The organism is Microbacterium sp. AC215 (assembly GCF_979258645.1).
In genome coordinates this window covers 1,458,372-1,479,287 of sequence record NZ_OZ409869.1, presented here as the reverse complement: position 1 = coordinate 1,479,287, position 20,916 = coordinate 1,458,372, and the positions used below count along the sequence as shown (strand labels likewise).

At 68.4% G+C, this 20,916-nt stretch carries 21 protein-coding genes; 15 read left to right on the top strand and 6 right to left on the bottom strand.

Features of this window, described 5'->3' with window-relative positions:
- The first annotated feature begins 5 nt into the window (after positions 1–5).
- Positions 6–1,364 (top strand): phosphoglucosamine mutase, encoded by a 1,359-nt coding sequence (gene glmM / locus ACZZZF_RS07340; RefSeq protein WP_053098940.1) that lies wholly within the window; start codon positions 6–8, stop codon positions 1,362–1,364.
- A 34-nt stretch (positions 1,365–1,398) separates the two neighbouring features.
- On the opposite strand, the gene ACZZZF_RS07335 is transcribed toward glmM, so the two are convergent.
- Positions 1,399–2,343 (bottom strand): Ppx/GppA phosphatase family protein, encoded by a 945-nt coding sequence (locus tag ACZZZF_RS07335; protein WP_463497771.1) that lies wholly within the window; start codon positions 2,341–2,343, stop codon positions 1,399–1,401.
- Positions 2,344–2,379: 36 nt separating this feature from the next.
- Between ACZZZF_RS07335 and coaA the strand changes: the two genes are divergently transcribed.
- From coaA to ACZZZF_RS07280, 11 genes are all read left to right on the top strand, one after another.
- Positions 2,380–3,324, top strand: a complete 945-nt coding sequence (gene coaA, locus ACZZZF_RS07330) for a type I pantothenate kinase (RefSeq protein ID WP_053098942.1) — start codon at positions 2,380–2,382, stop codon at positions 3,322–3,324.
- A gap of 56 nt (positions 3,325–3,380) precedes the next feature.
- Positions 3,381–5,228 carry a glutamine--fructose-6-phosphate transaminase (isomerizing) gene (gene glmS / locus ACZZZF_RS07325; RefSeq protein WP_463497768.1) on the top strand — a complete coding sequence of 616 codons (1,848 nt, stop codon included), beginning with the start codon at positions 3,381–3,383 and terminating at the stop codon, positions 5,226–5,228.
- A gap of 111 nt (positions 5,229–5,339) precedes the next feature.
- The gene (locus ACZZZF_RS07320) at positions 5,340–5,699 is read left to right on the top strand and encodes a holo-ACP synthase (protein ID WP_053098944.1); all 360 of its coding nucleotides are present in this window, start codon (positions 5,340–5,342) and stop codon (positions 5,697–5,699) included.
- Complete coding sequence (gene alr, locus ACZZZF_RS07315) at positions 5,696–6,802, top strand: alanine racemase (RefSeq protein ID WP_056277250.1); 1,107 nt, start codon at positions 5,696–5,698, stop codon at positions 6,800–6,802. Before ACZZZF_RS07320 ends, alr begins: the two co-directional genes overlap by 4 nt.
- Complete coding sequence (tsaE, locus tag ACZZZF_RS07310; protein ID WP_053098946.1) at positions 6,799–7,296, top strand: tRNA (adenosine(37)-N6)-threonylcarbamoyltransferase complex ATPase subunit type 1 TsaE; 498 nt, start codon at positions 6,799–6,801, stop codon at positions 7,294–7,296. The genes alr and tsaE overlap by 4 nt, the downstream gene beginning before the upstream one ends.
- 20 nt (positions 7,297–7,316) lie before the next feature.
- On the top strand, positions 7,317–7,940 hold the full coding sequence (gene tsaB / locus ACZZZF_RS07305; RefSeq protein WP_295104128.1) for a tRNA (adenosine(37)-N6)-threonylcarbamoyltransferase complex dimerization subunit type 1 TsaB: 624 nt from the start codon (positions 7,317–7,319) through the stop codon (positions 7,938–7,940).
- Positions 7,937–8,443: a ribosomal protein S18-alanine N-acetyltransferase gene (gene rimI, locus ACZZZF_RS07300; RefSeq protein WP_053098948.1), complete on the top strand. Its 507-nt coding sequence runs from the start codon at positions 7,937–7,939 to the stop codon at positions 8,441–8,443. The genes tsaB and rimI overlap by 4 nt, the downstream gene beginning before the upstream one ends.
- Positions 8,440–9,510: a tRNA (adenosine(37)-N6)-threonylcarbamoyltransferase complex transferase subunit TsaD gene (tsaD, locus tag ACZZZF_RS07295; protein WP_053098949.1), complete on the top strand. Its 1,071-nt coding sequence runs from the start codon at positions 8,440–8,442 to the stop codon at positions 9,508–9,510. Before rimI ends, tsaD begins: the two co-directional genes overlap by 4 nt.
- Entirely contained in the window at positions 9,510–10,022 is a 513-nt protein-coding gene (locus ACZZZF_RS07290) for a hypothetical protein (protein ID WP_056277261.1), read from the top strand. The genes tsaD and ACZZZF_RS07290 overlap by 1 nt, the downstream gene beginning before the upstream one ends.
- Before the next feature lie 3 nt (positions 10,023–10,025).
- The gene (locus tag ACZZZF_RS07285; RefSeq protein ID WP_463497766.1) at positions 10,026–11,087 is read left to right on the top strand and encodes a hypothetical protein; all 1,062 of its coding nucleotides are present in this window, start codon (positions 10,026–10,028) and stop codon (positions 11,085–11,087) included.
- Complete coding sequence (locus ACZZZF_RS07280) at positions 11,071–12,294, top strand: hypothetical protein (RefSeq protein ID WP_463497763.1); 1,224 nt, start codon at positions 11,071–11,073, stop codon at positions 12,292–12,294. Before ACZZZF_RS07285 ends, ACZZZF_RS07280 begins: the two co-directional genes overlap by 17 nt.
- 14 nt (positions 12,295–12,308) lie before the next feature.
- On the opposite strand, the gene ACZZZF_RS07275 is transcribed toward ACZZZF_RS07280, so the two are convergent.
- Complete coding sequence (locus ACZZZF_RS07275; protein ID WP_463497760.1) at positions 12,309–13,517, bottom strand: class I SAM-dependent methyltransferase; 1,209 nt, start codon at positions 13,515–13,517, stop codon at positions 12,309–12,311.
- A 143-nt stretch (positions 13,518–13,660) separates the two neighbouring features.
- Between ACZZZF_RS07275 and groES the strand changes: the two genes are divergently transcribed.
- The 3 genes from groES to ACZZZF_RS07260 all read left to right on the top strand — a co-directional run bounded on the left by groES (position 13,661) and on the right by ACZZZF_RS07260 (position 16,461).
- The gene (gene groES, locus ACZZZF_RS07270) at positions 13,661–13,957 is read left to right on the top strand and encodes a co-chaperone GroES (protein WP_039394204.1); all 297 of its coding nucleotides are present in this window, start codon (positions 13,661–13,663) and stop codon (positions 13,955–13,957) included.
- Between the two features lie 143 nt (positions 13,958–14,100).
- Entirely contained in the window at positions 14,101–15,039 is a 939-nt protein-coding gene (gene rarD, locus ACZZZF_RS07265; protein WP_295103624.1) for an EamA family transporter RarD, read from the top strand.
- A gap of 144 nt (positions 15,040–15,183) precedes the next feature.
- The gene (locus ACZZZF_RS07260; RefSeq protein WP_053098955.1) at positions 15,184–16,461 is read left to right on the top strand and encodes an ABC transporter substrate-binding protein; all 1,278 of its coding nucleotides are present in this window, start codon (positions 15,184–15,186) and stop codon (positions 16,459–16,461) included.
- A gap of 141 nt (positions 16,462–16,602) precedes the next feature.
- Here the strand turns inward: ACZZZF_RS07260 and ACZZZF_RS07255 are convergent, their stop codons facing one another.
- Genes ACZZZF_RS07255 through ACZZZF_RS07240 form a run of 4 tightly spaced genes read right to left on the bottom strand, consistent with a single transcriptional unit; the run spans position 16,603 to position 20,675 of the window.
- A complete protein-coding gene (locus ACZZZF_RS07255; RefSeq protein ID WP_463497757.1) occupies positions 16,603–17,367 on the bottom strand; it encodes an ABC transporter ATP-binding protein in 765 nt (254 codons plus the stop codon).
- Positions 17,364–18,329 (bottom strand): ABC transporter ATP-binding protein, encoded by a 966-nt coding sequence (locus ACZZZF_RS07250; RefSeq protein ID WP_053099395.1) that lies wholly within the window; start codon positions 18,327–18,329, stop codon positions 17,364–17,366. Before ACZZZF_RS07250 ends, ACZZZF_RS07255 begins: the two co-directional genes overlap by 4 nt.
- A gap of 46 nt (positions 18,330–18,375) precedes the next feature.
- Positions 18,376–19,353 carry a branched-chain amino acid ABC transporter permease gene (locus ACZZZF_RS07245; protein ID WP_053098957.1) on the bottom strand — a complete coding sequence of 326 codons (978 nt, stop codon included), beginning with the start codon at positions 19,351–19,353 and terminating at the stop codon, positions 18,376–18,378.
- A 5-nt stretch (positions 19,354–19,358) separates the two neighbouring features.
- Complete coding sequence (locus ACZZZF_RS07240) at positions 19,359–20,675, bottom strand: branched-chain amino acid ABC transporter permease (RefSeq protein ID WP_042539449.1); 1,317 nt, start codon at positions 20,673–20,675, stop codon at positions 19,359–19,361.
- Positions 20,676–20,916 lie beyond the last annotated feature (241 nt).

The following is a 20,916-nucleotide window of genomic DNA, read 5'->3' as shown; positions in this document are numbered from 1 at the left end:
CTCCGATGCCGATCTTTGGCACGGACGGCGTGCGAGGGCTTGCCAATGGCATCCTCACCGCCGACCTCGCGCTCACCCTGGCCCAGGCGACTGCTGTCGTCCTGGGCCAGGGCCGTACTGCGGAGGCTCGTAAAGCCGAAGGCAAGCGACTCACTGCAGTCGTGGCCCGCGACCCCCGCGTCTCCGGTCACTTCCTGACCGCTGCCGTCTCCGCAGGACTCGCATCCTCCGGCGTCGACGTGCTCGAGGCCGGAGTGATCCCGACGCCGGCTCTCGCGTTCCTCGTCGCCGACCGCGACGCCGACTTCGGTGTGATGATCTCGGCCTCGCACAACGCGGCACCCGACAACGGGATCAAGATCTTCGCCCGCGGCGGCGTGAAACTGCCCGATGTCGTCGAGCAGCGGATCGAAGAGGCCATGGCCGGCGAGAAGCTGCGTCCGACCGGTGCCGGCGTGGGCAGGATCATCCGATTCTCCGACGCCGAAGACCGCTACGTCGTCCACCTGCTCGGCTCGCTGCCGAACCGGCTCAACGGCATCAAGGTCGTGCTCGACTGCGCCCACGGCGCCGCATCCGGCGTCTCGCCGGAGACCTTCCGCGATGCCGGGGCCGATGTCACCGTGATCGGTGCCGATCCGGACGGCTGGAACATCAACGACGGCGTCGGTTCGACGCACCTCGACCAGCTCGCCGAGGCTGTCGTCCGTCTCGGTGCCGACATCGGGATCGCACATGACGGCGATGCCGATCGATGCCTGGCTGTCGACGCTCAGGGCAACGTCATCGACGGCGACCAGATCATGGCGATCCTCGCGGTCGCGATGAAGGAACGCGGTCACCTCACCGACGACACCCTCGTCGCCACCGTGATGAGCAATCTCGGTCTGCACATCGCCATGCGCGAGCAGGGGATCACGGTTCGACAGACCGCGGTGGGCGACCGCTACGTCCTCGAGGACATGAACCGGGGCGGCTACGCCCTGGGCGGAGAGCAGTCCGGACACGTCATCATGAGCGAGTTCGCGACCACCGGTGACGGTCTGCTCACAGGGCTCCACCTCGTCGCCGAGATGGCGCGCCAGAACAAGACGATCGCCGAGCTCGCGAGCGTGATGACCGTCTACCCGCAGGTGCTGATCAACGTCCGCGACGTCGACAAGGACGCGCTCGAGTCCGATGCCGTCGTGCAGCAGGCCGTTCGCGAGGTCGCAGCCGAACTCGGCGAGACGGGCCGGGTGCTCCTGCGCAAGTCGGGCACCGAGGCTCTCGTCCGAGTCATGGTCGAGGCACCGGATGCGGAATCCGCGCAGTCGTACGCGGACCGCCTCGTCGATGTGGTGCGGGAGCGCCTCTCCCTCTGAACCGTCGAGCGCGCCGTGCGGCACCGACCCCTGGTCAGTCGCGCGGCGCGCTCCAGTTCAACTGCTCGATGTATCTCAGCAGCACGCCCTCGCGCAGAGCCCACGGCGACACTTCGAGCTCATCGACGTCGAGCGCCGTCATGGCCGTGTGCAGCGATACCGCGGCGGCGACGATCTGGAACGTGCGATCCGCCGTGATCCCGGGCAGCTCCTGCCTCGCGGATGCGGGCAGGCGAGCGAGTCGAGGGATCCACGATCCCAGCGCTGCTCGCGGCAGCACCATGCGCTGGATCCCCGACCAGCCGGGAACCGGATAGCCGGCCAGTCGAGCCAGAGATCGGATCGCCTTCGAGGAGCCGACGACGTGATCGGGCCGCGGGAGCGCGGTGAATCGGGGAAGCACCTCGGCAAGGGTGGCGCTCGCGTGCTCGCGAAGGCGCTCGACGTCGTCTTCGCCCGGCGGGTCCTGCGGAAGGAACTGCACGGTCATCCGACCGGCTCCGAGTGGGACGGATGCCGCGGCGTCGGGAAGCTCGTCACCGCCCGCCGCGACCTCGAGCGATCCGCCGCCGATGTCGAGGAGAAGGAGCTGGCCGGCCGACCAGCCGAACCAGCGCCGAACGGCGAGGAAGGTGAGTTCGGCCTCGGTCTCTCCATCGAGCACCTGCAGAGGCTGGCCGAGGGCGGCTTCGATGCGGGCGATCACGTCGGCGCCGTTCCGGGCGTCGCGCACCGCACTCGTCGCGGTGGCGAGCAGCTCATCGACCCGCTCGGCTTCCGCGACCGCGCGCGCTCGGGCCACGGCCGCTTCGAGTGCGCGCACCCCCTCTTCCGAGATCGATCCGTCATCGGTGAGGTAGCGCATCAGGCGCAGGACGGTGCGGTCGCTGGTGGTCGCCAGCGGCCTGCCGCCGGGCCGGACATCGGCGGCGAGCATGTGGACGGTGTTGGAACCGATGTCGAGTACTCCCAGGCGCACGGATAGAGACCACTCGTGCGCCGTTACGATGTATCCGTGACCACCGCCGACCCCACGCTGCCGCTGTCTCCGTATCGCGAGATCGGGCGCGATGAATGGGCGCGATTGGCGGCGGGACTCGACCAGCCGCTCACCGAGACCGAGGTCGTCGAACTCCGGGGCATCGGCGACCGGCTCGACCTCGCCGAGGTGCGCGAGGTCTATCTGCCGCTCAGTCGACTGCTGAGCCTCTACGCGACGGCCACCAAGCGTCTGGGTGCCGCGACCAGCTCGTTCCTTCAGGAGGACGATTCCACGACCCCGTTCGTGGTCGGCGTCGCCGGCTCCGTCGCCGTCGGAAAGTCGACGATCGCCCGTCTGCTGCGCGAGCTGATGAGCCGCTGGCCGGGCACCCCTCGCGTCGAGCTCGTGACGACGGACGGGTTCCTGTATTCGAATGCCGAGCTCGAGCGCAGGGGGCTGATGGAGCGCAAGGGTTTTCCGGAGTCCTACGACCGGAGGGCGCTGCTCGAGTTCCTCACCGAGGTGAAGAGCGGTGCGGCAGAGGTGCGGGCGCCGTTCTACTCGCACATGCGCTACGACATCGTCCCCGACGCCCATGTGGTCGTCCGTCGCCCCGACGTCGTGATCGTCGAGGGCCTGAACGTCCTCCAGCCGCCGCCCGCCCCCAATGACGTGGCCGTCAGCGACCTCTTCGACTTCTCGATCTTCGTCGACGCCGACACCTCGCACATCGAGAAGTGGTACGTCGATCGGTTCCTCGCACTGCGCCAGGGCGCGTTCTCGAATCCCTCGTCCTACTTCAACGTCTTCGCCCACCTGACCGATGACGAGGCGATCACGACGGCTCTCGGCTATTGGAACGAGATCAACATGCCGAACCTGGTCGAGAACGTGATGCCGACCAAGCATCGCGCGCGTCTCGTGCTCAACAAGGGCGTCGACCACAGCGTCGAGAGCGTGCTCCTGCGGAAGCTCTGACCGGTCGGCTATTTCGTTCGGAACCTTCGCAAAAAGCCCGCCTTACTCTTGACGACATGTGTGGAATCGTCGGATACGTGGGCCCGCGGCCCAGCCAGGACATCCTGCTCGCAGGCCTCGCCCGTCTCGAGTACCGCGGGTATGACTCCGCGGGTGTCGCCGTCATCGACGGCGACGGTTCCCTCGGGATGCGCAAGAAGGCGGGAAAGCTCGCCATGCTGCGCGATTCGCTGAAGGATGCCGAGCTGTCGGACGGCAACACGGGCATCGGGCACACCCGCTGGGCCACCCACGGTGGGCCCACCGACGAGAATGCGCACCCGCATCTCGCCGATGACGACAAGCTCGCCGTGATCCACAACGGCATCATCGAGAACTTCGCCTCGCTCCGCGACTCGCTGCTCGCCGATGGCGTCAGCTTCCGCAGCGAGACCGACACCGAGGTCGCTGCCGCGCTGCTCGGCCGCGAGTACCGCAACAACGGCGGAGACCTGCAGGGCGCGTTCCGCGCCGTCGTCAACCGCCTCGAGGGCGCTTTCACCCTGCTCGCGATGCATCAGGACCACCCGGGCCTGGTCGTGGGCGCTCGCCGCAACTCGCCCCTGGTGATCGGCCTCGGCGAGGGTGAGAACTTCCTCGGCTCCGACGTCGCCGCGTTCATCGAGCACACCCGCAAGGCACTGGCCATCGGCCAGGACCAGATCGTCTCGATCACCCCGGACGCCGTCACCGTCACCGACTTCGCCGGCACGCCTGTCGAGGCCGAGCCGTTCGACGTCTCGTGGGACGCCGCCGCCGCCGAGAAGGGCGGCTGGTCGAGCTTCATGGCCAAGGAGGTCGCCGAGCAGCCCGAGGCGGTCGCCAACACGATCCGTGGCCGCATCCAGGGCGACCAGGTCGTGATCCCCGAGCTCGACGGGCTCGACGACCTGTTCCTCGGCATCAACCGCATCATCATCACCGCCTGCGGTACGGCCGCGTACTCGGCGCTCGTCGGCAAGTACGCGATCGAGCAGTGGGCGCGGGTCCCCGTCGACGTCGAGCTCGCGCACGAGTTCCGCTACCGCGACCCGGTGATCGGCGACGACACCCTCGTGATCTCGATCAGCCAGTCCGGCGAGACGATGGACACGTTGATGGCCGTCAAGTACGCGAGGGAGCGCGGCGCGCGCACCCTCTCCATCTGCAACACGCAGGGTGCGACGATCCCTCGCGAGTCCGATGCGGTGGTCTACACCCACGCCGGCCCTGAGGTCGCAGTGGCGTCGACGAAAGCCTTCTCCGCGCAGATCACCGCTCTGCTGCTGCTCGGCCTGCACGTGGGGCGCGTGCGCGGCTCCGTCCAGGACGCGTCGGTCGACGTGGCCGAGCTCACCGCCCTTCCCGAGAAGATCGCCAAGGTTCTCGAGAGCGAGCAGGAACATGTCACCCAGCTCGCGAGCTGGATGGCCGACACCCGTTCGGTGCTGTTCCTCGGTCGCCACGTGGGCTTCCCGATCGCACTCGAAGGCGCGCTGAAGCTCAAGGAGATCTCGTACATCCACGCGGAGGGGTTCGCCGCCGGCGAGCTGAAGCACGGCCCGATCGCGCTGATCGAGCCCGGACAGCCCGTCTTCGTGCTGGTGCCGTCGCCTCGACACTCGGCTGTGGTCCACTCCAAGGTCGTCTCGAACATCCAGGAGATCCGCGCTCGCGGAGCTCGGGTGATCGTGGTGGCGGAAGAGGGCGATGCGGCCGTGCTGCCGTTCGCCGACGAGGTCATCCGCATCCCGCTCGCCGGCGCGATGTTCGAGCCGCTGCTCGCTGTCGTCCCGCTGCAGATCTTCGCGATGGCGCTCGCCACGGCCAAGGGGCTCGACGTCGACCAGCCGCGCAACCTCGCCAAGTCCGTCACCGTCGAGTAAGCGTCGTCGGCCTCCAGTGGCCGCTCATCGAGACACGTCACCCATCCGGGGCACGGGCACCGTGCAAAGGCTGGGCCGACCGATTCGGGATGCCGCGACTAGGCTGAACTGGTGATCATCGGGACCGGCATCGACCTCGTGGACATCCCGCGGTTCGAGCGGACGATGGAGCGCACGCCGCGGCTTCGGGAGCGGCTGTTCGCGCCGGGGGAGCGGGGTCTCAGACTGCCGTCGCTCGCCGCGCGCTATGCCGCGAAGGAAGCCCTGATCAAGACGCTCGGCGGCTCTGACGGCGTGCACTGGATCGAGATCGAGATCGCCTCCGAGGCATCCGGCCGCCCGCATTTCGTGCTCTCCGGTTCCACCGCCGACGTCGTCGCAGAGCGCGGGATCACCCGATTGCACCTGACCCTCACCCATGACGCGGGGCTCGCCGCAGCGTTCGTGGTCGCCGAAGGAGAGCCGCTGTGACCGTTCCGTTCCGCGAAGCCCGCATCGAGCTGGATGCCATCAGCGACAATGTCCGCCATTTCCGCAGACTCACCGGCGTGCAGGTCATCGCCGTTGTGAAGGCGAACGCCTACGGCCACGGGGCTGCCGCGACTGCCGTCGCCGCCCTCGCCGGGGGTGCCACTCGTCTGGGGGTCGCCGAGATCCCTGAGGCGCTCGAACTTCGTCGTCAGGGCATCACCGCTCCGATCGTCGCCTGGCTGCACGCGCCGGGCGAGCGTTTCGACCAGGCTGCGGCGCACGACATCGAGGTGGGAATCTCGTCGTTCGACCAGCTCGAAGCGGCGGGAGCGGTCGCCTCGGTCGACCGCCCGGTCGGCGTGCACCTCAAGTTCGAGACCGGGCTGTCGCGCAACGGCATCGCCCCGGCGGACTGGCGTCGTGTGCTCGCCGAAGCCGCGCGCCTCGAACGCATCGGGCGGCTGCGCATCGTCGGGCTCTTCAGCCACCTCTCGAACACGTCGCCCCAGGACGACCGTGAGGCACTCGCGAAGTTCGAGGAGGCGGTCACGGCGGCGGCGTCGTTCGGCATCCATCCCGAGATCCGGCACATCGCGGCGACAGCGGCCGCGATCGACCTGCCGGAGATGCGTCTGGACGCCGTGCGCATCGGCATCGGTATCTACGGCCTCTCGCCGTTCGACGACCGCTCTTCTGCGGAGCTGGGGCTTCGCCCGGCCATGACGCTGCGGGGGGCGATCGCCGCCGTCCGCCGCGTGCCGGCCGGCGCCGGGGTGTCGTACGGATACGACCACCGCACCTCCCGTGACACGACGCTGGTGCTCGTCCCGCTGGGATACGCCGACGGCGTGCCGCGCCACGCATCCGGGCGCCTGCCCGTATCGATCGCCGGGCGCCGATACACGAACGTCGGCCGCATCGCCATGGATCAGTTCGTCGTGGACGTCGGGGACGCCCCGGTGTCGATCGGCGACGAGGTCGTGCTGTTCGGCGACCCGACGCTCGGCGTGCCCTCGGCATCGGAGTGGGCGAACGCCGCATCGACCATCGACTACGAGATCGTGACGCGCATCGGCGCCCGTGTTCCCCGGCGGTCGGCATGAGCGTCGACCCGTCCTTCCTGGGGCGCCGCGAGATCGAGACCTCGGACGCGATGGAGCAGCTCGGCTTCCGCATCGGCGAGCAGCTCGAAGCGGGCGACCTGCTGATCCTCACCGGCCCGCTCGGCGCAGGCAAGACGACGTTCACCCGCGGACTCGCGGAGGGTCTGGGCGTACGCGGCCCGGTGCAGAGCCCCACCTTCGTGATCGCCCGCACGCACCCGTCGCTCGTCGGACGCGCGCCGCTCGTGCACGTCGACGCCTACCGGCTCGGTTCAGGGGCAGAGCTCGACGATCTCGATCTCGACCTCGCACGATCGGTCGTGGTGATCGAGTGGGGACGCGGGATGGCCGAGGACCTGGCCGAGACCTGGTGGGACATCGAGCTGGAGCGTCCAGTCGGCGGCGACGACGAGCTCGACCCCTCGGAGCTCGACGCCGACGCACCGCGGCACGTGTCGATCACGCGTGGCGGACGCTCAGCGATCACCGGCTGAACGACGACTACCCTGGAGAGGTGATCCTCGCCGTCGACACCTCCCTGGGCACCGCCGTCGCCCTCATCGACGATGACGGCACGCGTCTGTCAGATGCCTCGGCCGCCGATCCGCTCCGTCACGCGGAGGTCATCGGCGAGCTGCTCGTGCGGGCCCTCGACGCGCCCGGATCAGGCCCGATCGATCATGTGGTGGCCGGTATGGGCCCGGGGCCGTTCACCGGACTCCGCATCGGCATCGCGACGGCACGCACGTTCGCGCTGGGGCGTGGCATCCCCGTCGTCCCCGTGCCGAGCCACTTCGCCGCAGCGCTCACGGCCGTCGAGCATCACGCCGTGACCGGGCCGTTCGCCATCGTGACGGACGCCCGCCGCCGAGAGGTCGCCATCACCGTCTTCGACGGAACGGATGCCGACGGCATCCCGCACGTCATCACGGACACCGTGCTGGTCGCACGGGTCGACGCCGACGAGCACCTCCAGGGGATCCGTCGTATCGATGTGGAGACGCTGTCGGGCGTCGATCTGGCTCGCGTGGGCGCGAGGGCGTTGGCTGCCGGGCGCACACTCGCGGGCACCGAGCCGATCTATCTGCGTCAGCCCGACGTCACCGTGCCGGGAGCGCCCAAGAAGGTGGGGTCATGACGCTGCGCGACGCGACGCCCGACGATCTCGACGCCATCATGGCGATAGAGCACCGCTCGTTCCCCACCGACGCGTGGAGCTCGGAGGCGATGGCCCTGGAGCTCGCGAGCCCGCATGGACGCTATCTGGTCGACGAGCAGGACGGCGCGATCATCGGCTACGGCGGAGTCCGTGCACTGCAGGGGTCGAGTGACGCCGACATCCAGACCATCGCGTTCGACGTCGAGCACCGCGGTCGCGGCCGCGGCCGGGCGCTTCTGCGGTCCCTTCTCGATGCCGCGGTGGAACGCGGAGCCAGAGAGGTCTTCCTCGAGGTGCGGGCAGACAACCCCGGTGCCGAGGGGCTGTACCGCTCGGAGGGGTTCGAGGAGATCGGACGTCGCCCCCGCTACTACCAGCCCGACGACGTCGACGCGATCGTGATGCGCCTCGCCCTGCAGCATCCGCGCTCCGAGCATCGAGATGAGACGGCGTCGGATGCCGCGAAGGAGGCGACCTCATGACCGAGCCGCTGGTGCTGGGCATCGAGACGAGCTGCGACGAGACCGGCATCGGGATCGTCCGCGGACGCAGGCTGCTCTCGAACACGATCGCGTCGAGCATGGACGAGCACGCCCGCTACGGCGGAGTGGTTCCCGAGGTCGCCGCCCGTGCCCATCTCGAGGCCCTGCAACCCTCGATCGACGCCGCCCTGGCCGAGGCCGGGGTGCGGCTCGGCGACCTCGACGCGGTGGCCGTCACGAGCGGACCCGGCCTCGCGGGAGCGCTCATGGTCGGCGTCGGCGCCGCCAAGGGTCTGGCGGTGTCGCTCGACAAGCCGCTGTACGCGGTCAATCACCTGGTCGGACACATCGCCGCGGACATCCTGACTCCCGACTCCGAGCCGCTGGAGTACCCGACGATCGCGCTGCTGGTATCGGGCGGGCACACCTCGCTGCTGCACGTGCGCGATCTCACGACCGACGTCGAGATGCTGGGCGAGACCATGGACGATGCCGCGGGGGAGGCATTCGACAAGGTCGCCCGACTGCTGTCGCTGCCGTACCCCGGCGGACCCGAGATCGATCGAGCGGCACTCGACGGAGATCCGAACGCGATCCGCTTCCCTCGAGGGCTTTCGCGCGCCTCCGACCTCGCGAAGCACCGTTACGACTTCTCCTTCTCCGGGCTCAAGACCGCTGTCGCGCGCTGGGTCGAGCGCTGCGAGGCAGACGGCGTTCCCGTGCCCGTCGCCGACGTCGCCGCGAGCTTCCGTGAGGCGGTCGTCGATGTGCTCGTGACGAAGGCGCTCGCCGCGTGCGCAGACCTCGGCGTGCCCCGCCTGCTGCTCGGTGGAGGAGTGATCGCCAACCGACGACTCCGCGAGGTCGCCCTCGCGAGGGCGGAGAAGGCCGGCGTGACGGTGCGCATCCCGCCGTTGTCGCTGTGCACCGACAACGGCGCGATGATCGCGGCGCTCGCCGCGGAGCTCATCGCGTCCGGCCGTCGCCCGTCGACGCTGGCGTTCGGAGCCGACTCGACGCTTCCCGTCACCGAGATCCAGGTCGACGAGCGCGTCGCGGTGATGTGATGAGCGACGTGCCTCGCACTCCGGATCGGGCGGGTGCAGAACCGGGGCCCGCCTCGAGTGCCGCGGTGCCGCCGACCAGGATCGAGCGTCCGAGCGGCGAGGTCGAGCATCCGGCGGGGTCGGCACGCATACCCGGGTCGCGCCGCGAGGGATACACGAAGCTCCCCACCGGCCCGGTCGGAGTCGAGCCGGTGGTCGTCACGGGGCCAGTCGCCGAGGACATCGGTCGGGAGGGCGACTGGGAGCCGGCGACGGGCACGTCCGCCGTGGACGACACCCGCCTCGCTCCCTGGGCGCTGATGGCGGCGGTCGTCGCCTTGGCCGCGTCGTTCTTCGTCGGTTGGGGCATCCCGATCGCCATCGTCGCCGTGATCGCGTCGATCATGTCGCTGCGCCGACCGGTCGAGAGCCGCGCCATCGCTCGTTGGGCGCTCGTTCTCGGTCTGTGTGCGACCGTCTACAGCCTCGGTTGGCTCGTCTGGGCCGGGATGCAGTTCGAGAGACTCGGATAGCCGATGCTCGACGCGGACCGATCCGTCGAGCTGCGCGCGCTCCAGGCGCGGGCGTACGGCCGTGCGGGGGCGTTGAGCGCGGCGGATGCAGCGCGGCTGCGCGAGCTGGAATCCGCGAAGACGCGTCTGGCGGGGCCGCCGGCGACGAGAAGTCCGGAGACGCGTGCGCCGGACCCTGCGCAGGCTCCGCGGGGCGTTGCCGAGGAGGAGGGGAGCGCGTCACCTGCCGACCCGGCCGTGGACATCGAGCGCCAGGGCGGGTCCCCGCTCATCGCGCTGCGACACCATCGGCGTCTCGCGGTCGCGGTCGCCACGGCCTTCGCGGTCATCGGCCTCGCGCTGGGCTGGCTTCTCTTCACCGACCGGGGTCCCGCGCCGATGCAGCTCAGCGCCCAGCAGGAGGAGTGGCAGAGCGCGATCGTCGCATCGGGGGACTTCGATCCGGGGTCGGTGCGGGCGATGGCGGAGGAAGAAGGCGTCGTGATCTGGTTCGCGACGAAGAACGAGCGCGCTGACGTGTGCCTGGTGCTCGGACACGAGGATGCGACGGCTCCCGCGTGCACGACGCGGGAGCAGGCCGTGGTCCAGGGCGTGAATGCCACTCTCACGAAACCCGTGAGCCAGAGTCAGAGTTATGACGTCGAGGCGCAGATGTTCCTCACGCCGGCCGGCGAGCCGGCGGTCGTCACCCGCAGCTATATCACCTCGCCGCAGTCCACGGCGATGTTCGCCAGCCCCGACGAGGCGGAGGCGGTGACCGCCCTCGCCGAGCGGACGGGACTGGACCGGCGGACGATCCTGGTCGCCGGCTACGACGACGACGTGCCGATCTGGACGGGGATCGACATGTCCACGCAGAGGTACTGTCTCGTCTACGACGGGTCGATGCCCGACCCTCCGATGGCCTGCGATGACAGCATCATGCTCGCCGACGCGGACAGGACGCTCGTGCTCGACGTCGTGGGTGAGGGGAAGACGACCCGCTACGAGTACCGGTTCGGCTACGGTCAGCAGTACCTGACCGTGACGAAGGGCTGGGAGGGCGACGATGCTGCAGGAGAGTGACTCTGCCGAGCTGCGCGGGCTGCAGGTCAAAGCGTACGGCCGCGACGGTGGCCTGACCGAGGCCGAGGCGGCGAGGCTGAGAGAGCTCGAATCGCTGCGCGGCGAGCCTGGCAGGCCTGACCGGGTCGACCCTGGCCCGCGTGACCGGGTCGACGCGCCGGTCGGGCAGGGACCGGCCCACGAGCCGCCGACGTCGGAGAAGCCGTTCCGTGACGGTCAGGCACCCGTCGCCGACGCTTCCCCCAGCGCGCCCGGCGAACACGCGGACGACGGACGCCGGTCTGCCGAGACCGGAGGCCTCCGCGCCGCATTCCGTCAGCACTGGAAGGCGGTCGCCGCGGCATCCGCACTTCTGCTCGTGATCGGTCTCGGCACCGGCTGGGCGCTCTTCGGGCGTTCCGGCGATGCCGTCGCGTTGACTTCCGCGCAGCAGGAGCGGCGTGCGGAATTGCAGGCCGAGGGCGGGTTCGACCCGGGCAGTCTGCGCGCGATCGGACAGGACGAGGACGCCCTCGTCTGGTACGCGACGAAGGACGACGGCGAGACGGTGTGCCTGACGCTCGACGCCGCCGACAAGTCGGCGGATCAGTGCCAGCCCGCGGCCGATCTCGACAACGGGAACGGCATCGGCCTGAACGCGAGCGTCGCGGTGCCGGGGGAGGGGGACGAGGGCCTCGAGGAGATCTGGGCGTCCGCCGCGCGAGCGATGAACGGGGAGGTCGTCGGCATCATCCAGCGATGGCGTTCGGACGAGAACTCCTGGCTGTCGCAGTTCCAGGGCGACGAGCGGGAACGCGCCGAGCAGCTGGTCGAGGAGGGTTTCGAAGAGTTCTCCTTCTCGGTCGTCGGGTACTTCCGCGATGCCCCGGTCTGGCGCGCACAGCGCGTCGAGAGCGACGACATCCAGGACTGCCTCATCGTCGATGCCGTCCAGGCCGTCGAATGCCGCCCGGCGAGCGAGGGACAATCGTCGGCGGACGTCATCGAGGTCGCCGGAACCATCGTGGACGAGGCCGGAGGGATGATCTCCGACTGGAGCGTGCGTCTCGCGTACACGTTGAACGGAATGCCCTACCTCGTGGTGTCCGGAGACAGCACGACGGCGACGGCAGAGCAGACGGTGAGGCCCGGTGAGACGCTCGAGCTCGGCGGCGAATTCCAGGATCCGATCCAGGTCGACATCCCGTCCGACGACTCCGAGGGCTAGGCGCCGGGGAGACGTCAGCCCGCTGTCGGCACCCGATCGGCGAGGATCGCTCGTCGCTGATCACCCACGCGAGTGAGGATCAGCGTCGCGGTCTGCTCGCCCCGCAGCGCCAGCTTCTTGCGGAAGGCCGCAGGGTCGATGTCCATGCCGCGCTTCTTGATCTCGAGAGAGCCGATGTCGTTCGCCTTGAGGACGGCGCTGATCGCCTTCGGGTTCGCCGGCATCGTCTCGCGCACCCGGAACGACTGCACGAACGGACTGGTGACAGCGGCGTCGGAGGTGAGATACGCGATGCGCTCGTCGAGCATTCCCGCGTCGAGGCTGCGCGCGACATCGCCGATCAGACGCGCCCGGATCACCGCGCCGTCCGGCTCGTGCAGGAACGCGCCGAGTTCGCGCACGGGCTCGTCGACGGCGTCGGCGCCTGCGGTGAGTTCATGTGAGCGCTCGCCGCGGATCACGAGGGCGGAACGGCGGATGCCGTCGCGGGCGAGTGCGCGCGTCCAGAGCACGAGCTCGACCACGCTGCCGTCTGCGCTCACCCACTGCGCCTCGGCGTCGACGGGAAGTGAATCGCGGTCGTGACCGGGACCGAGCTTGATGCCCGTCGATGTGCGCGAGGCCACGTCGAAGGCCCAGTCCAGCGGCGGAGAGTAGTCATCGGACGAGACCCGGCGCGTCTCGCTGTGCCCGGCGGTGCGGCGGGCCGGATCCATCCAGATCGCCTGGTTCTCGTCGCCCTCGACGGGCACGTGCGCCTCGGCCGTGCCGTGGATCACCCTCGCGCTGTCTCCGAGGGGCGCCAGGTTGTAGGCCGCGATCGCCGAGGTCACCTCGTCGGCGTCGACGGCGACGACGTCGAGCCCTGCGCCGGCGAAGGCAAGAGAATCCCCGCCGATGCCGCAGCCGAGATCCGCGACGCGAGTGACGCCGGCGCGGCGCATCCGCTGGGCATGCCGGGCGGCCACGCCCAACCGCGTCGCCTGCTCGAGTCCGGCCCGGGTGAACAGCATCCGGGCCGCGAAGTCGCCGAACTTGCCTTTCGCCTTGGTGCGAAGTCGTGCCTGTCCGACCACGGCCGAGACGAGCTCGGGCGAGTGGCCGGCCGCACGCAGCCGGGATACGATCCGAGCGACGTCGGCGACCTCGTCGACGGGGCCGAGTTCGTCCAGCGCCTTCAGGCCCTCGGGGGTGAGCAGTGCGCGCAGCTCGGAGATCTCCACTGCCCCAGCTTAGGCGGCGGGCTGTTCGCCGCATTGGCACTCGCATTGCGTGAGTGCCAGCGGAACGCCTAGACTGGATTAGCACTCTCGGGTTGAGAGTGCGAAAAGTCTTCCTGTCAGCGTCAAGAAAGAAGAGGTAGACCGTGTCGGTTTCCATCAAGCCGCTCGAGGACCGCATCGTCATCAAGCAGGTCGAGGCCGAGCAGACCACCGCGAGTGGCCTGGTCATCCCCGACACCGCCAAGGAGAAGCCCCAGGAGGGCGAGGTCGTGGCCGTGGGCCCCGGCCGCATCGATGACAACGGCAACCGCGTTCCGCTCGACGTCGCCGTGGGCGACCGTGTGCTCTACAGCAAGTACGGCGGCACCGAGGTGAAGTTCGGCGCAGACGAGTACCTCGTCCTGTCGGCTCGCGACGTGCTCGCAGTCGTCGTCCGCTGAGACAACGTCTTCGGAAGGCCCGGATGCATCACGCATCCGGGCCTTCCTGCGTGTTCGGCCACCGGTGCATCGATTCCTGCCAATGTCCGGATGGCGGGTCTCGTGGGGCGGAGGCGGCGCGGCGACGGGCATAGGGTTGTGCGGTGACCCCGACGAACGCCGCCTCCCGAGCCACTCAGACGGCGGGAGTCGCGTACGCGGGGGGAGCGTATCTGCTCTGGGGCGTGCTGCCCCTCTACTTCCTGCTGCTCGTGCCCACCGGTCCGTGGGAGGTCGTCGCGTGGCGCGTGCTGCTGTCGTTCGTCTTCTGCCTGCTCCTCCTCACCGTGATGCGCGGCTGGGCCGCCTTCGGCGTCATCGTCCGGCAGCCGAGGCTGCTGGGATGGACGGCTCTGGCGGGTGTCCTGATCTACGTCAACTGGCAGGTGTTCCTCATCGGAACCCTCTCCGGGAACATCGTGGAGACCAGCCTCGGGTACTTCATCAACCCGATCACCACCGTGCTGCTGGGGGTGTTCGTGCTCAAGGAGCGCATCCGCAGGCTCCAGTGGGCGGCGATCGGCATCGCGGCGGTCGCCGTGATCGTGATCGTCCTCTTCTACGGCGAGTTCCCGTGGATCGCCCTGTCGCTGACCGCCTCGTTCGGCGTCTACGGACTCATCAAGAAGAAGATCGGCCCCGCGGTCGATGCGGTCAGCGGACTCACGCTCGAGTCGTTCTGGCTGATCCCGATCGCCATCGTGCAGCTGATCCTCGTCGCCGCCACCCCCGCCGGGATCACGATGGGCTCCCAGGGTGTGTGGCATGCGGTGCTTCTCGCGTTCGCCGGTGTGGCCACGGCGGTGCCCCTGCTGCTCTTCGCCGCGGGCACCCGGCGCATCAACCTCACCGTCATCGGGATGATCCAGTTCATCACCCCCGTCATGCAGTTCATCATCGGCGCGGTCGTGCTCGGCGAGCCGATGCCGCCCGAGCGGTGGGCGGGCTTCATCATCGTCTGGGTCGCGATCCTCGTGTTCCTGATCGACCTGCTGCTCGCCGCGCGTCGCGGACGCCGGATCGATCAGCCGACACTCGTCTGAACTCCCGGTTCACCCGTCCGGAAACTCGGTGTCGGATCGTTAACGCACCGAAACATCGGCGACCCCTACGCGAAGCCTTTCAGTCCTAGTGTTAGAGCACCCGACCGTGGTCACAATCCACGGCCAGTCACGCAAGGGAGCATCATGACCTCATTCACGCGCTCGCGCAGCGCCAAGATTCTCGCCGGAGTCGCGCTGCTGAGCGTCTCGGCGATCGTCGTCGCGGGCTGCAGCGGCACGCCCTCTGAGGAGCCGTCCGACGGTGGCGGCGGCGGCGGATCGTCGGCCGACCTCACGCTCGAGCTCGGCTCGCTGCTGCCGCAGACCGGTTCGCTGTCGTTCCTCGGCCCGCCCATGGAATCCGGCGTCGGCCTCGCGGTCAAGGAGGTCAACGATGCTGCTGCCGGCGTCACGATCAACCTGACGGCGGAAGACGAAGGCGACACCGACACCAAGGCCTACGAGACGTCGATCAGCAAGCTCCAGGGCGCGGGCGTCACCGCCATCGTCGGTGCCGCGGCGTCGGGCGTCTCCCGCCTGATCCTCGACGGAAACGTCAGCGCCGGCATCCTGCAGATCTCGGCCTCGAACACCGGCCCGGACTTCACCGACTGGGACGACAACGGTCTCTACTTCCGCACCGCGCCCAGCGACCTTCTGCAGGGTGAGGTCCTCGGCAACCTGATCGCCGAAGACGGACACAAGACCCTCGGCGTGATCTACCAGAACGACGCGTACGGAACCGGACTGTTCGACAACATCAAGTCGACGTTCGAGAACGCGGGTGGCGAGGTCGTCGCTGACGCGTCGTACAACGTCGGTGACGGTCAGTTCGACGCACAGGTCGAGACGATCAAGGCTCAGAACCCCGACGCCGTCGCGATCGTGTCGTTCGACCAGTTCAAGACCATCGCCCCGCTGCTGGTCAACGCCGGCATCTCGCCCGACAAGTTCTACCTCGTCGACGGAAACCTGTCGGACTACGGCTCCTCGCCCGACACGAACTTCCCGTTCTCGCTCGAGGGCGCACAGGGCACGAAGCCGGGACCGGCGCTCGAGGACGACTTCACCGACCGTCTGCAGACGTTCTGGACCGGTGAGGGCAACCCCGAGGTCAACGACTTCACCTACGCGGCCGAGGCCTACGACGCGGTCGTGCTCGTCGCACTCGCGTCTCTCGCCGCCGGTTCGACCGAGGGCGCGGACATCGCTGCGAAGATGGCCGAGGTCTCGGGCGGCAGCGGAGACGGTGAGAAGTGCACCAGCTTCGAGGACTGCGCGGCGATCATCAACGACGGTGGAACCGCCGACTACGACGGCTACTCCGGCGAGATCACGTTCGATGAGAACGGCGACCCGCAGGGTGCATCGATCGGCACGTACGAGTACGGCGCCGACAACCTGATCTCCCGCACCAACTGATCACGAGCGAAGGCCCCGGATCCTCGATCCGGGGCCTTCGTCGTGTGCGTGCCCCGAGCTGCGGCCGCGTGTCCGGAGCTGCGCGGGGGGACAGAAGAGGGGCGGATGCGAGTCGCATCCGCCCCTCTGTCGTGGGAGCCCTCAGGCGGCGTCTGTGCCGAGAGTTCCGAGGTAGAGGCCGATGACCTTCGGATCGTTCAGCAGGTCGCGTCCGGTGCCCTCGTACGCATCCTTGCCCTGGTCGAGCACGTAGCCGCGGTCGCAGATCTGCAGGCAGCGCCGCGCGTTCTGCTCGACCATGATCGTCGTCACGCCCGCCTTGTTGATGTCGGAGACGCGGATGAACGCATCGTCCTGACGCACGGGGGAGAGGCCGGCGGAGGGCTCGTCGAGAAGCAGCACCGACGGGTCCATCATGAGTGCCCTCGACATCGCCACCATCTGCCGCTCGCCGCCCGAGAGCGAACCGGCGCGCTGCTTGAGGCGCTTGCCGAGTTCGGCGAAGATGCCGGTGACGAACTCGAGGCGCTCGGCGTAGATCTTGGGGTTCTGATACAGCCCCATCTGCAGGTTCTCCTCGATGGAGAGCGAGGGGAACACGTTGTTCGTCTGCGGCACGAAGGCGACGCCCCGCTTGACGAGCTTGTCGGCCTTCAACCCGATGATGCTCTCTCCGTTCACGGTGATCTCGCCGCTGCGGACGTTCACCATCCCGAAGATCGCCTTCAGCAGGGTCGACTTGCCGGCGCCGTTGGGGCCGATGATGCCGATCAGCTCGCCCTGTCGGGCGACGAGGTTGGCGCCGTTGAGGATGTTCACACCGGGCAGGTAGCCGGCGTGCACGTCCTTCAGCTCGACGACGATGTCGTCCGTTGGCGGTGCCGCAGCGGAGGTCTCGGCGCTCATGCGTTGTCCTTCTGGTCGTGATCCGGCGTGCTCGTCGCTTCGAGCTCCGCCTCGGCTTCTGCTTCGATCTGCTCGCGGAGCTTGGCGGCGGTGGCGTTCTCGATCACGGGGATGCGACCGGTCACGGCACCGAGATCGAGGTCCTGGTGGGCGCCGAGATAGGCGTCGACCACGGCCGGGTCCTCCATGACCTCGTCGGGCGGGCCCTCGGCGACGACCTTGCCCTCGGCCATGACCACGACCCAGTCGGCGATGTGGCGGACCATGTGCATGTCGTGCTCGACGAACAGCACCGTCATGCCCAGGCCCTTGAGGTCGAGGATGTGATCGAGGAGCGACTGGGTCAGCGCCGGATTGACGCCGGCCATCGGCTCGTCGAGCATCACCAGGGTCGGATCGCTCATGAGCGCTCGCGCCATCTCGAGGAGCTTGCGCTGGCCGCCGGAGAGCGCCGCGGCGAAGTCCTTCTCCTTGGCGTCGAGCTTGAAGCGGGCCAGCAGCTCGCGGGCCTTGACCTCGATCTCCTGATCCTGCTTGCGCCACAGGAACGGGAACAGGCTCGACCAGAAGCCCTCGCCGCGCTGTCCCGGAGCACCGAGCTTCATGTTCTCGAGCACGGTGAGCAGCGACAGCGACTTGGTCAGCTGGAACGTGCGCACCTGTCCCATGCGCGCCACCTTGAAGGAGGGGACGCCCGAGAGGCTCGTGCCGTCGAACGACCAGGTCCCGCTGTTCGGCTTGTCGAAACCGCAGAGCAGGTTGAACAGGGTCGTCTTCCCTGCTCCGTTCGGGCCGATCAGAGCGGTGATGGCGCCGCGAGGGATCTCGACGTGGTCGACGTCGACGGCCGTCAGACCGCCGAAGCGCCGCTGCACGGCATCCGCGATCAGGATGGGATCGACCTTCGGCACGCCGGGGGCCGCAGGGCCCTTGGCGAGTCCGGTGGTCTTCGGTCGGCGGATGCTCCCGGTCGCGGGCGCCGTCTGGGCGCTCTCGTCGGGGGTCAGTTCATTTGACAAAGGTCATCTCCCTCTTGTCTCCGAGGATGCCCTGAGGTCGGAAGATCACGAGCAGCATCAGGGCGATACCGACGAAGATGAACACCAGGGTCGAGGCCTGGCTGTCGGACATGGGCAGGATTCCGGACCGCGCCATCGCCGGGAGCAGGTTTGCCATGAACGCGAAGACGACCCAGAAGAGGATGGCCCCGAGTGTCGGGCCGAACACGGTGGCCGCGCCGCCCAGCAGCAGGATCGTCCACAGGAAGAACGTGAGCGAGGTCGTGTAGCTGCCCGGCACGACAGCCGAGGGGAGGACGAAGACGATTCCTCCGGCTGCGCCGATCACACCACCGACGACGAGCGCCTGCATCTTGTACGCGAAGACGTTCTTGCCGAGCGAGCGCACGGCATCCTCATCCTCGCGGATTCCCTTGAGGACGCGCCCCCACGGGCTGCGCATGAGCGACCAGACCAGCAGGATCGCGACGAGCAGCACGATGAGTCCGAACACCCGGTTCCACAGGTCGTTCGCGCTGTAGGTCCACGGTCCGAAGCCGTAGGTGCCCGGCGGGAACGGATTGGCGTCGCGGAACCCGCCGTTGAACTGCGCGAGACCGTCGGCCGAGTTGGTGTACTCGTCGAAGATCTGGGTGGTGAAGAGCAGTCGTACGATCTCACCCGCGGCGATCGTCGCGATGGCGAGATAGTCGGCACGGAGCCGCAGCGTCGGGATGCCGAGGAGGACTGCGAAGAACGCGCCCCCCAGGAGACCGATGAGCATGCCGACCCACCAGGGGAGCCCGAAGGTCAGCACGGAGATCGCGTATCCGTATCCGCCGACCGCCATGAAGGCGGCCATGCCGAAGTTGAGCAGGCCCGCATAGCCGAAGTGCACGGCCAGACCGGTCGCCGCCAGCGCGTAGGCGAGGGTGACGGGGCTGAACAGATAGACGGCTGTGTTCGAGAAGATGCTTCCGAAGTCCATGGCGATCAGCCCAACCTTTCCCTGCGTCCCAGCAGGCCCTGCGGTCTGACGAGGAGGATCACGATGAGCACGACCAGGGCGCTCGCATACTTCAGATCCGAGGGGATCCAGAGGGTGGAGACCTCGACCGCGATGCCGACGATGAGGGAGCCGACGAGCGCACCGAACGCCGTGCCGAGCCCGCCGAGGGTGATGGCGGCGAAGATGAGCAACAGCATCTGCATGCCCATGTCCCACTTCACGCCGGGGCGGAAGTAGGCCCAGAGGATGCCGGAGATGGCGGCGAGCGTGCCGGACAGGATCCAGACGTAGCGCACGACCTTGTCGACGTCGATGCCGGATGCTGCGGCGAGCTGCGGGTTGTCGGAGATGGCGCGGGTCGCCTTGCCGATGCGGGTGCGGGTGAGGAAGAACGCGACGCCCACGATCACGACGATGCTGACCACGATGCCGATCAGGTCGATGTAGGACAGCGAGATCGGACCGAACCGGAACGGCTCGGGGCTGGCCCCGGGGAGCTGGCGAGTGCCACCACCGATCATGTACTGGAACGCATAGCGCAGGGCGAGAGACAGACCGATGCTGACGATCATCAGCTGCACGACACCGAGGCCTCGTCGTCGCAGCGGACGCCAGATGCCGGCATCCAGGGCCCAGCCGAAGAGACCGCCCCCGATCACGGCGGCGATGATGCCGAGCCACAGCGGCAGATGCCAGAAGCTCGTCGTCACGAGGGCGACCAGGCCGCCCCAGGTGACCATCTCGGCGTGAGCGAAGTTCGACAGCCGCGTCGTGCCGTAGATGAGCGCCGCGCCCATGGAGGCGAGCGCCAGCAGCAGACCGAAGTTCAGGCCGCCCACGAGACGTGAGAGGAGCTGGTCGATGAAGGACGTCGTCATCCTCTCGCCCTCACCGAGGAAGAGGTTGAGGATCTTCGTGCCGGTCAGGCCGAACTCGACCTCGAACGACGCCGTCGTGCCGGCGATGGGCTGAGTGCCCTCGGGCAGCTGCGCCGCATCGACGATCACGCCGTCGGGGAGGGTCTCCTCGTCGACCGTGAGCGTGTACGTGTCCTTCTCGGGCACGTACAGGCGCCACTTGCCCTCGGCGTCGGTCTCGGTCTCGCCTTCGAAGCCGCCGCCCTCGATCGTCATCACGACGCCTTCGACGGGGTCGTCATCGAAGGTGATGACACCGGCGAAGTAGAAGTCTGTGATCTCCTGGCCGTCGTCCGTTTCTTCGGCGGAAGCCGCAGCCGGAGGCTGCAACCACAGGAAAGCGATGGCGAGGAGCGACGCGAGCAGGATGATGACCCACCGCATTCCGCTTCGATTCGCCGAGATCGTCGGACGCACAGAACCTCCAGCCCAGTACACAGGCCATGACGGAGTTGTTCATCGGCCCTGATGTACGACGGTATGAGCGTAATGTGTCGGCTCTGTTTCGACCAAGGCACGATCTGCTCACGGTGAGAACGATCCCATCACGAAGTTGCGAAATACCGATAGGTCATCCGGGGCGTCGTGCGCGCGATGTCAGCGGGCGCAGGGAATTTCCTCAGCC

What these genes read in the sequence shown, in the direction of transcription:
- ACZZZF_RS07255 (WP_463497757.1), bottom strand. Translation starts at nt 17,367, where the DNA reads ATGAGCGCCGAGACCTCCGCTGCGGCACCGCCAACGGACGACATCGTC.
- ACZZZF_RS07245 (WP_053098957.1), bottom strand. Translation starts at nt 19,353, where the DNA reads ATGGACTTCGGAAGCATCTTCTCGAACACAGCCGTCTATCTGTTCAGC.
- ACZZZF_RS07240 (WP_042539449.1), bottom strand. Translation starts at nt 20,675, where the DNA reads ATGCGGTGGGTCATCATCCTGCTCGCGTCGCTCCTCGCCATCGCTTTC.
- tsaE (WP_053098946.1), top strand. Translation starts at nt 6,799, where the DNA reads ATGAGCGTCGACCCGTCCTTCCTGGGGCGCCGCGAGATCGAGACCTCG.
- ACZZZF_RS07280 (WP_463497763.1), top strand. Translation starts at nt 11,071, where the DNA reads ATGCTGCAGGAGAGTGACTCTGCCGAGCTGCGCGGGCTGCAGGTCAAA.
- ACZZZF_RS07290 (WP_056277261.1), top strand. Translation starts at nt 9,510, where the DNA reads ATGAGCGACGTGCCTCGCACTCCGGATCGGGCGGGTGCAGAACCGGGG.
- rimI (WP_053098948.1), top strand. Translation starts at nt 7,937, where the DNA reads ATGACGCTGCGCGACGCGACGCCCGACGATCTCGACGCCATCATGGCG.
- ACZZZF_RS07260 (WP_053098955.1), top strand. Translation starts at nt 15,184, where the DNA reads ATGACCTCATTCACGCGCTCGCGCAGCGCCAAGATTCTCGCCGGAGTC.
- glmS (WP_463497768.1), top strand. Translation starts at nt 3,381, where the DNA reads ATGTGTGGAATCGTCGGATACGTGGGCCCGCGGCCCAGCCAGGACATC.
- glmM (WP_053098940.1), top strand. Translation starts at nt 6, where the DNA reads ATGCCGATCTTTGGCACGGACGGCGTGCGAGGGCTTGCCAATGGCATC.
- ACZZZF_RS07285 (WP_463497766.1), top strand. Translation starts at nt 10,026, where the DNA reads ATGCTCGACGCGGACCGATCCGTCGAGCTGCGCGCGCTCCAGGCGCGG.
- tsaD (WP_053098949.1), top strand. Translation starts at nt 8,440, where the DNA reads ATGACCGAGCCGCTGGTGCTGGGCATCGAGACGAGCTGCGACGAGACC.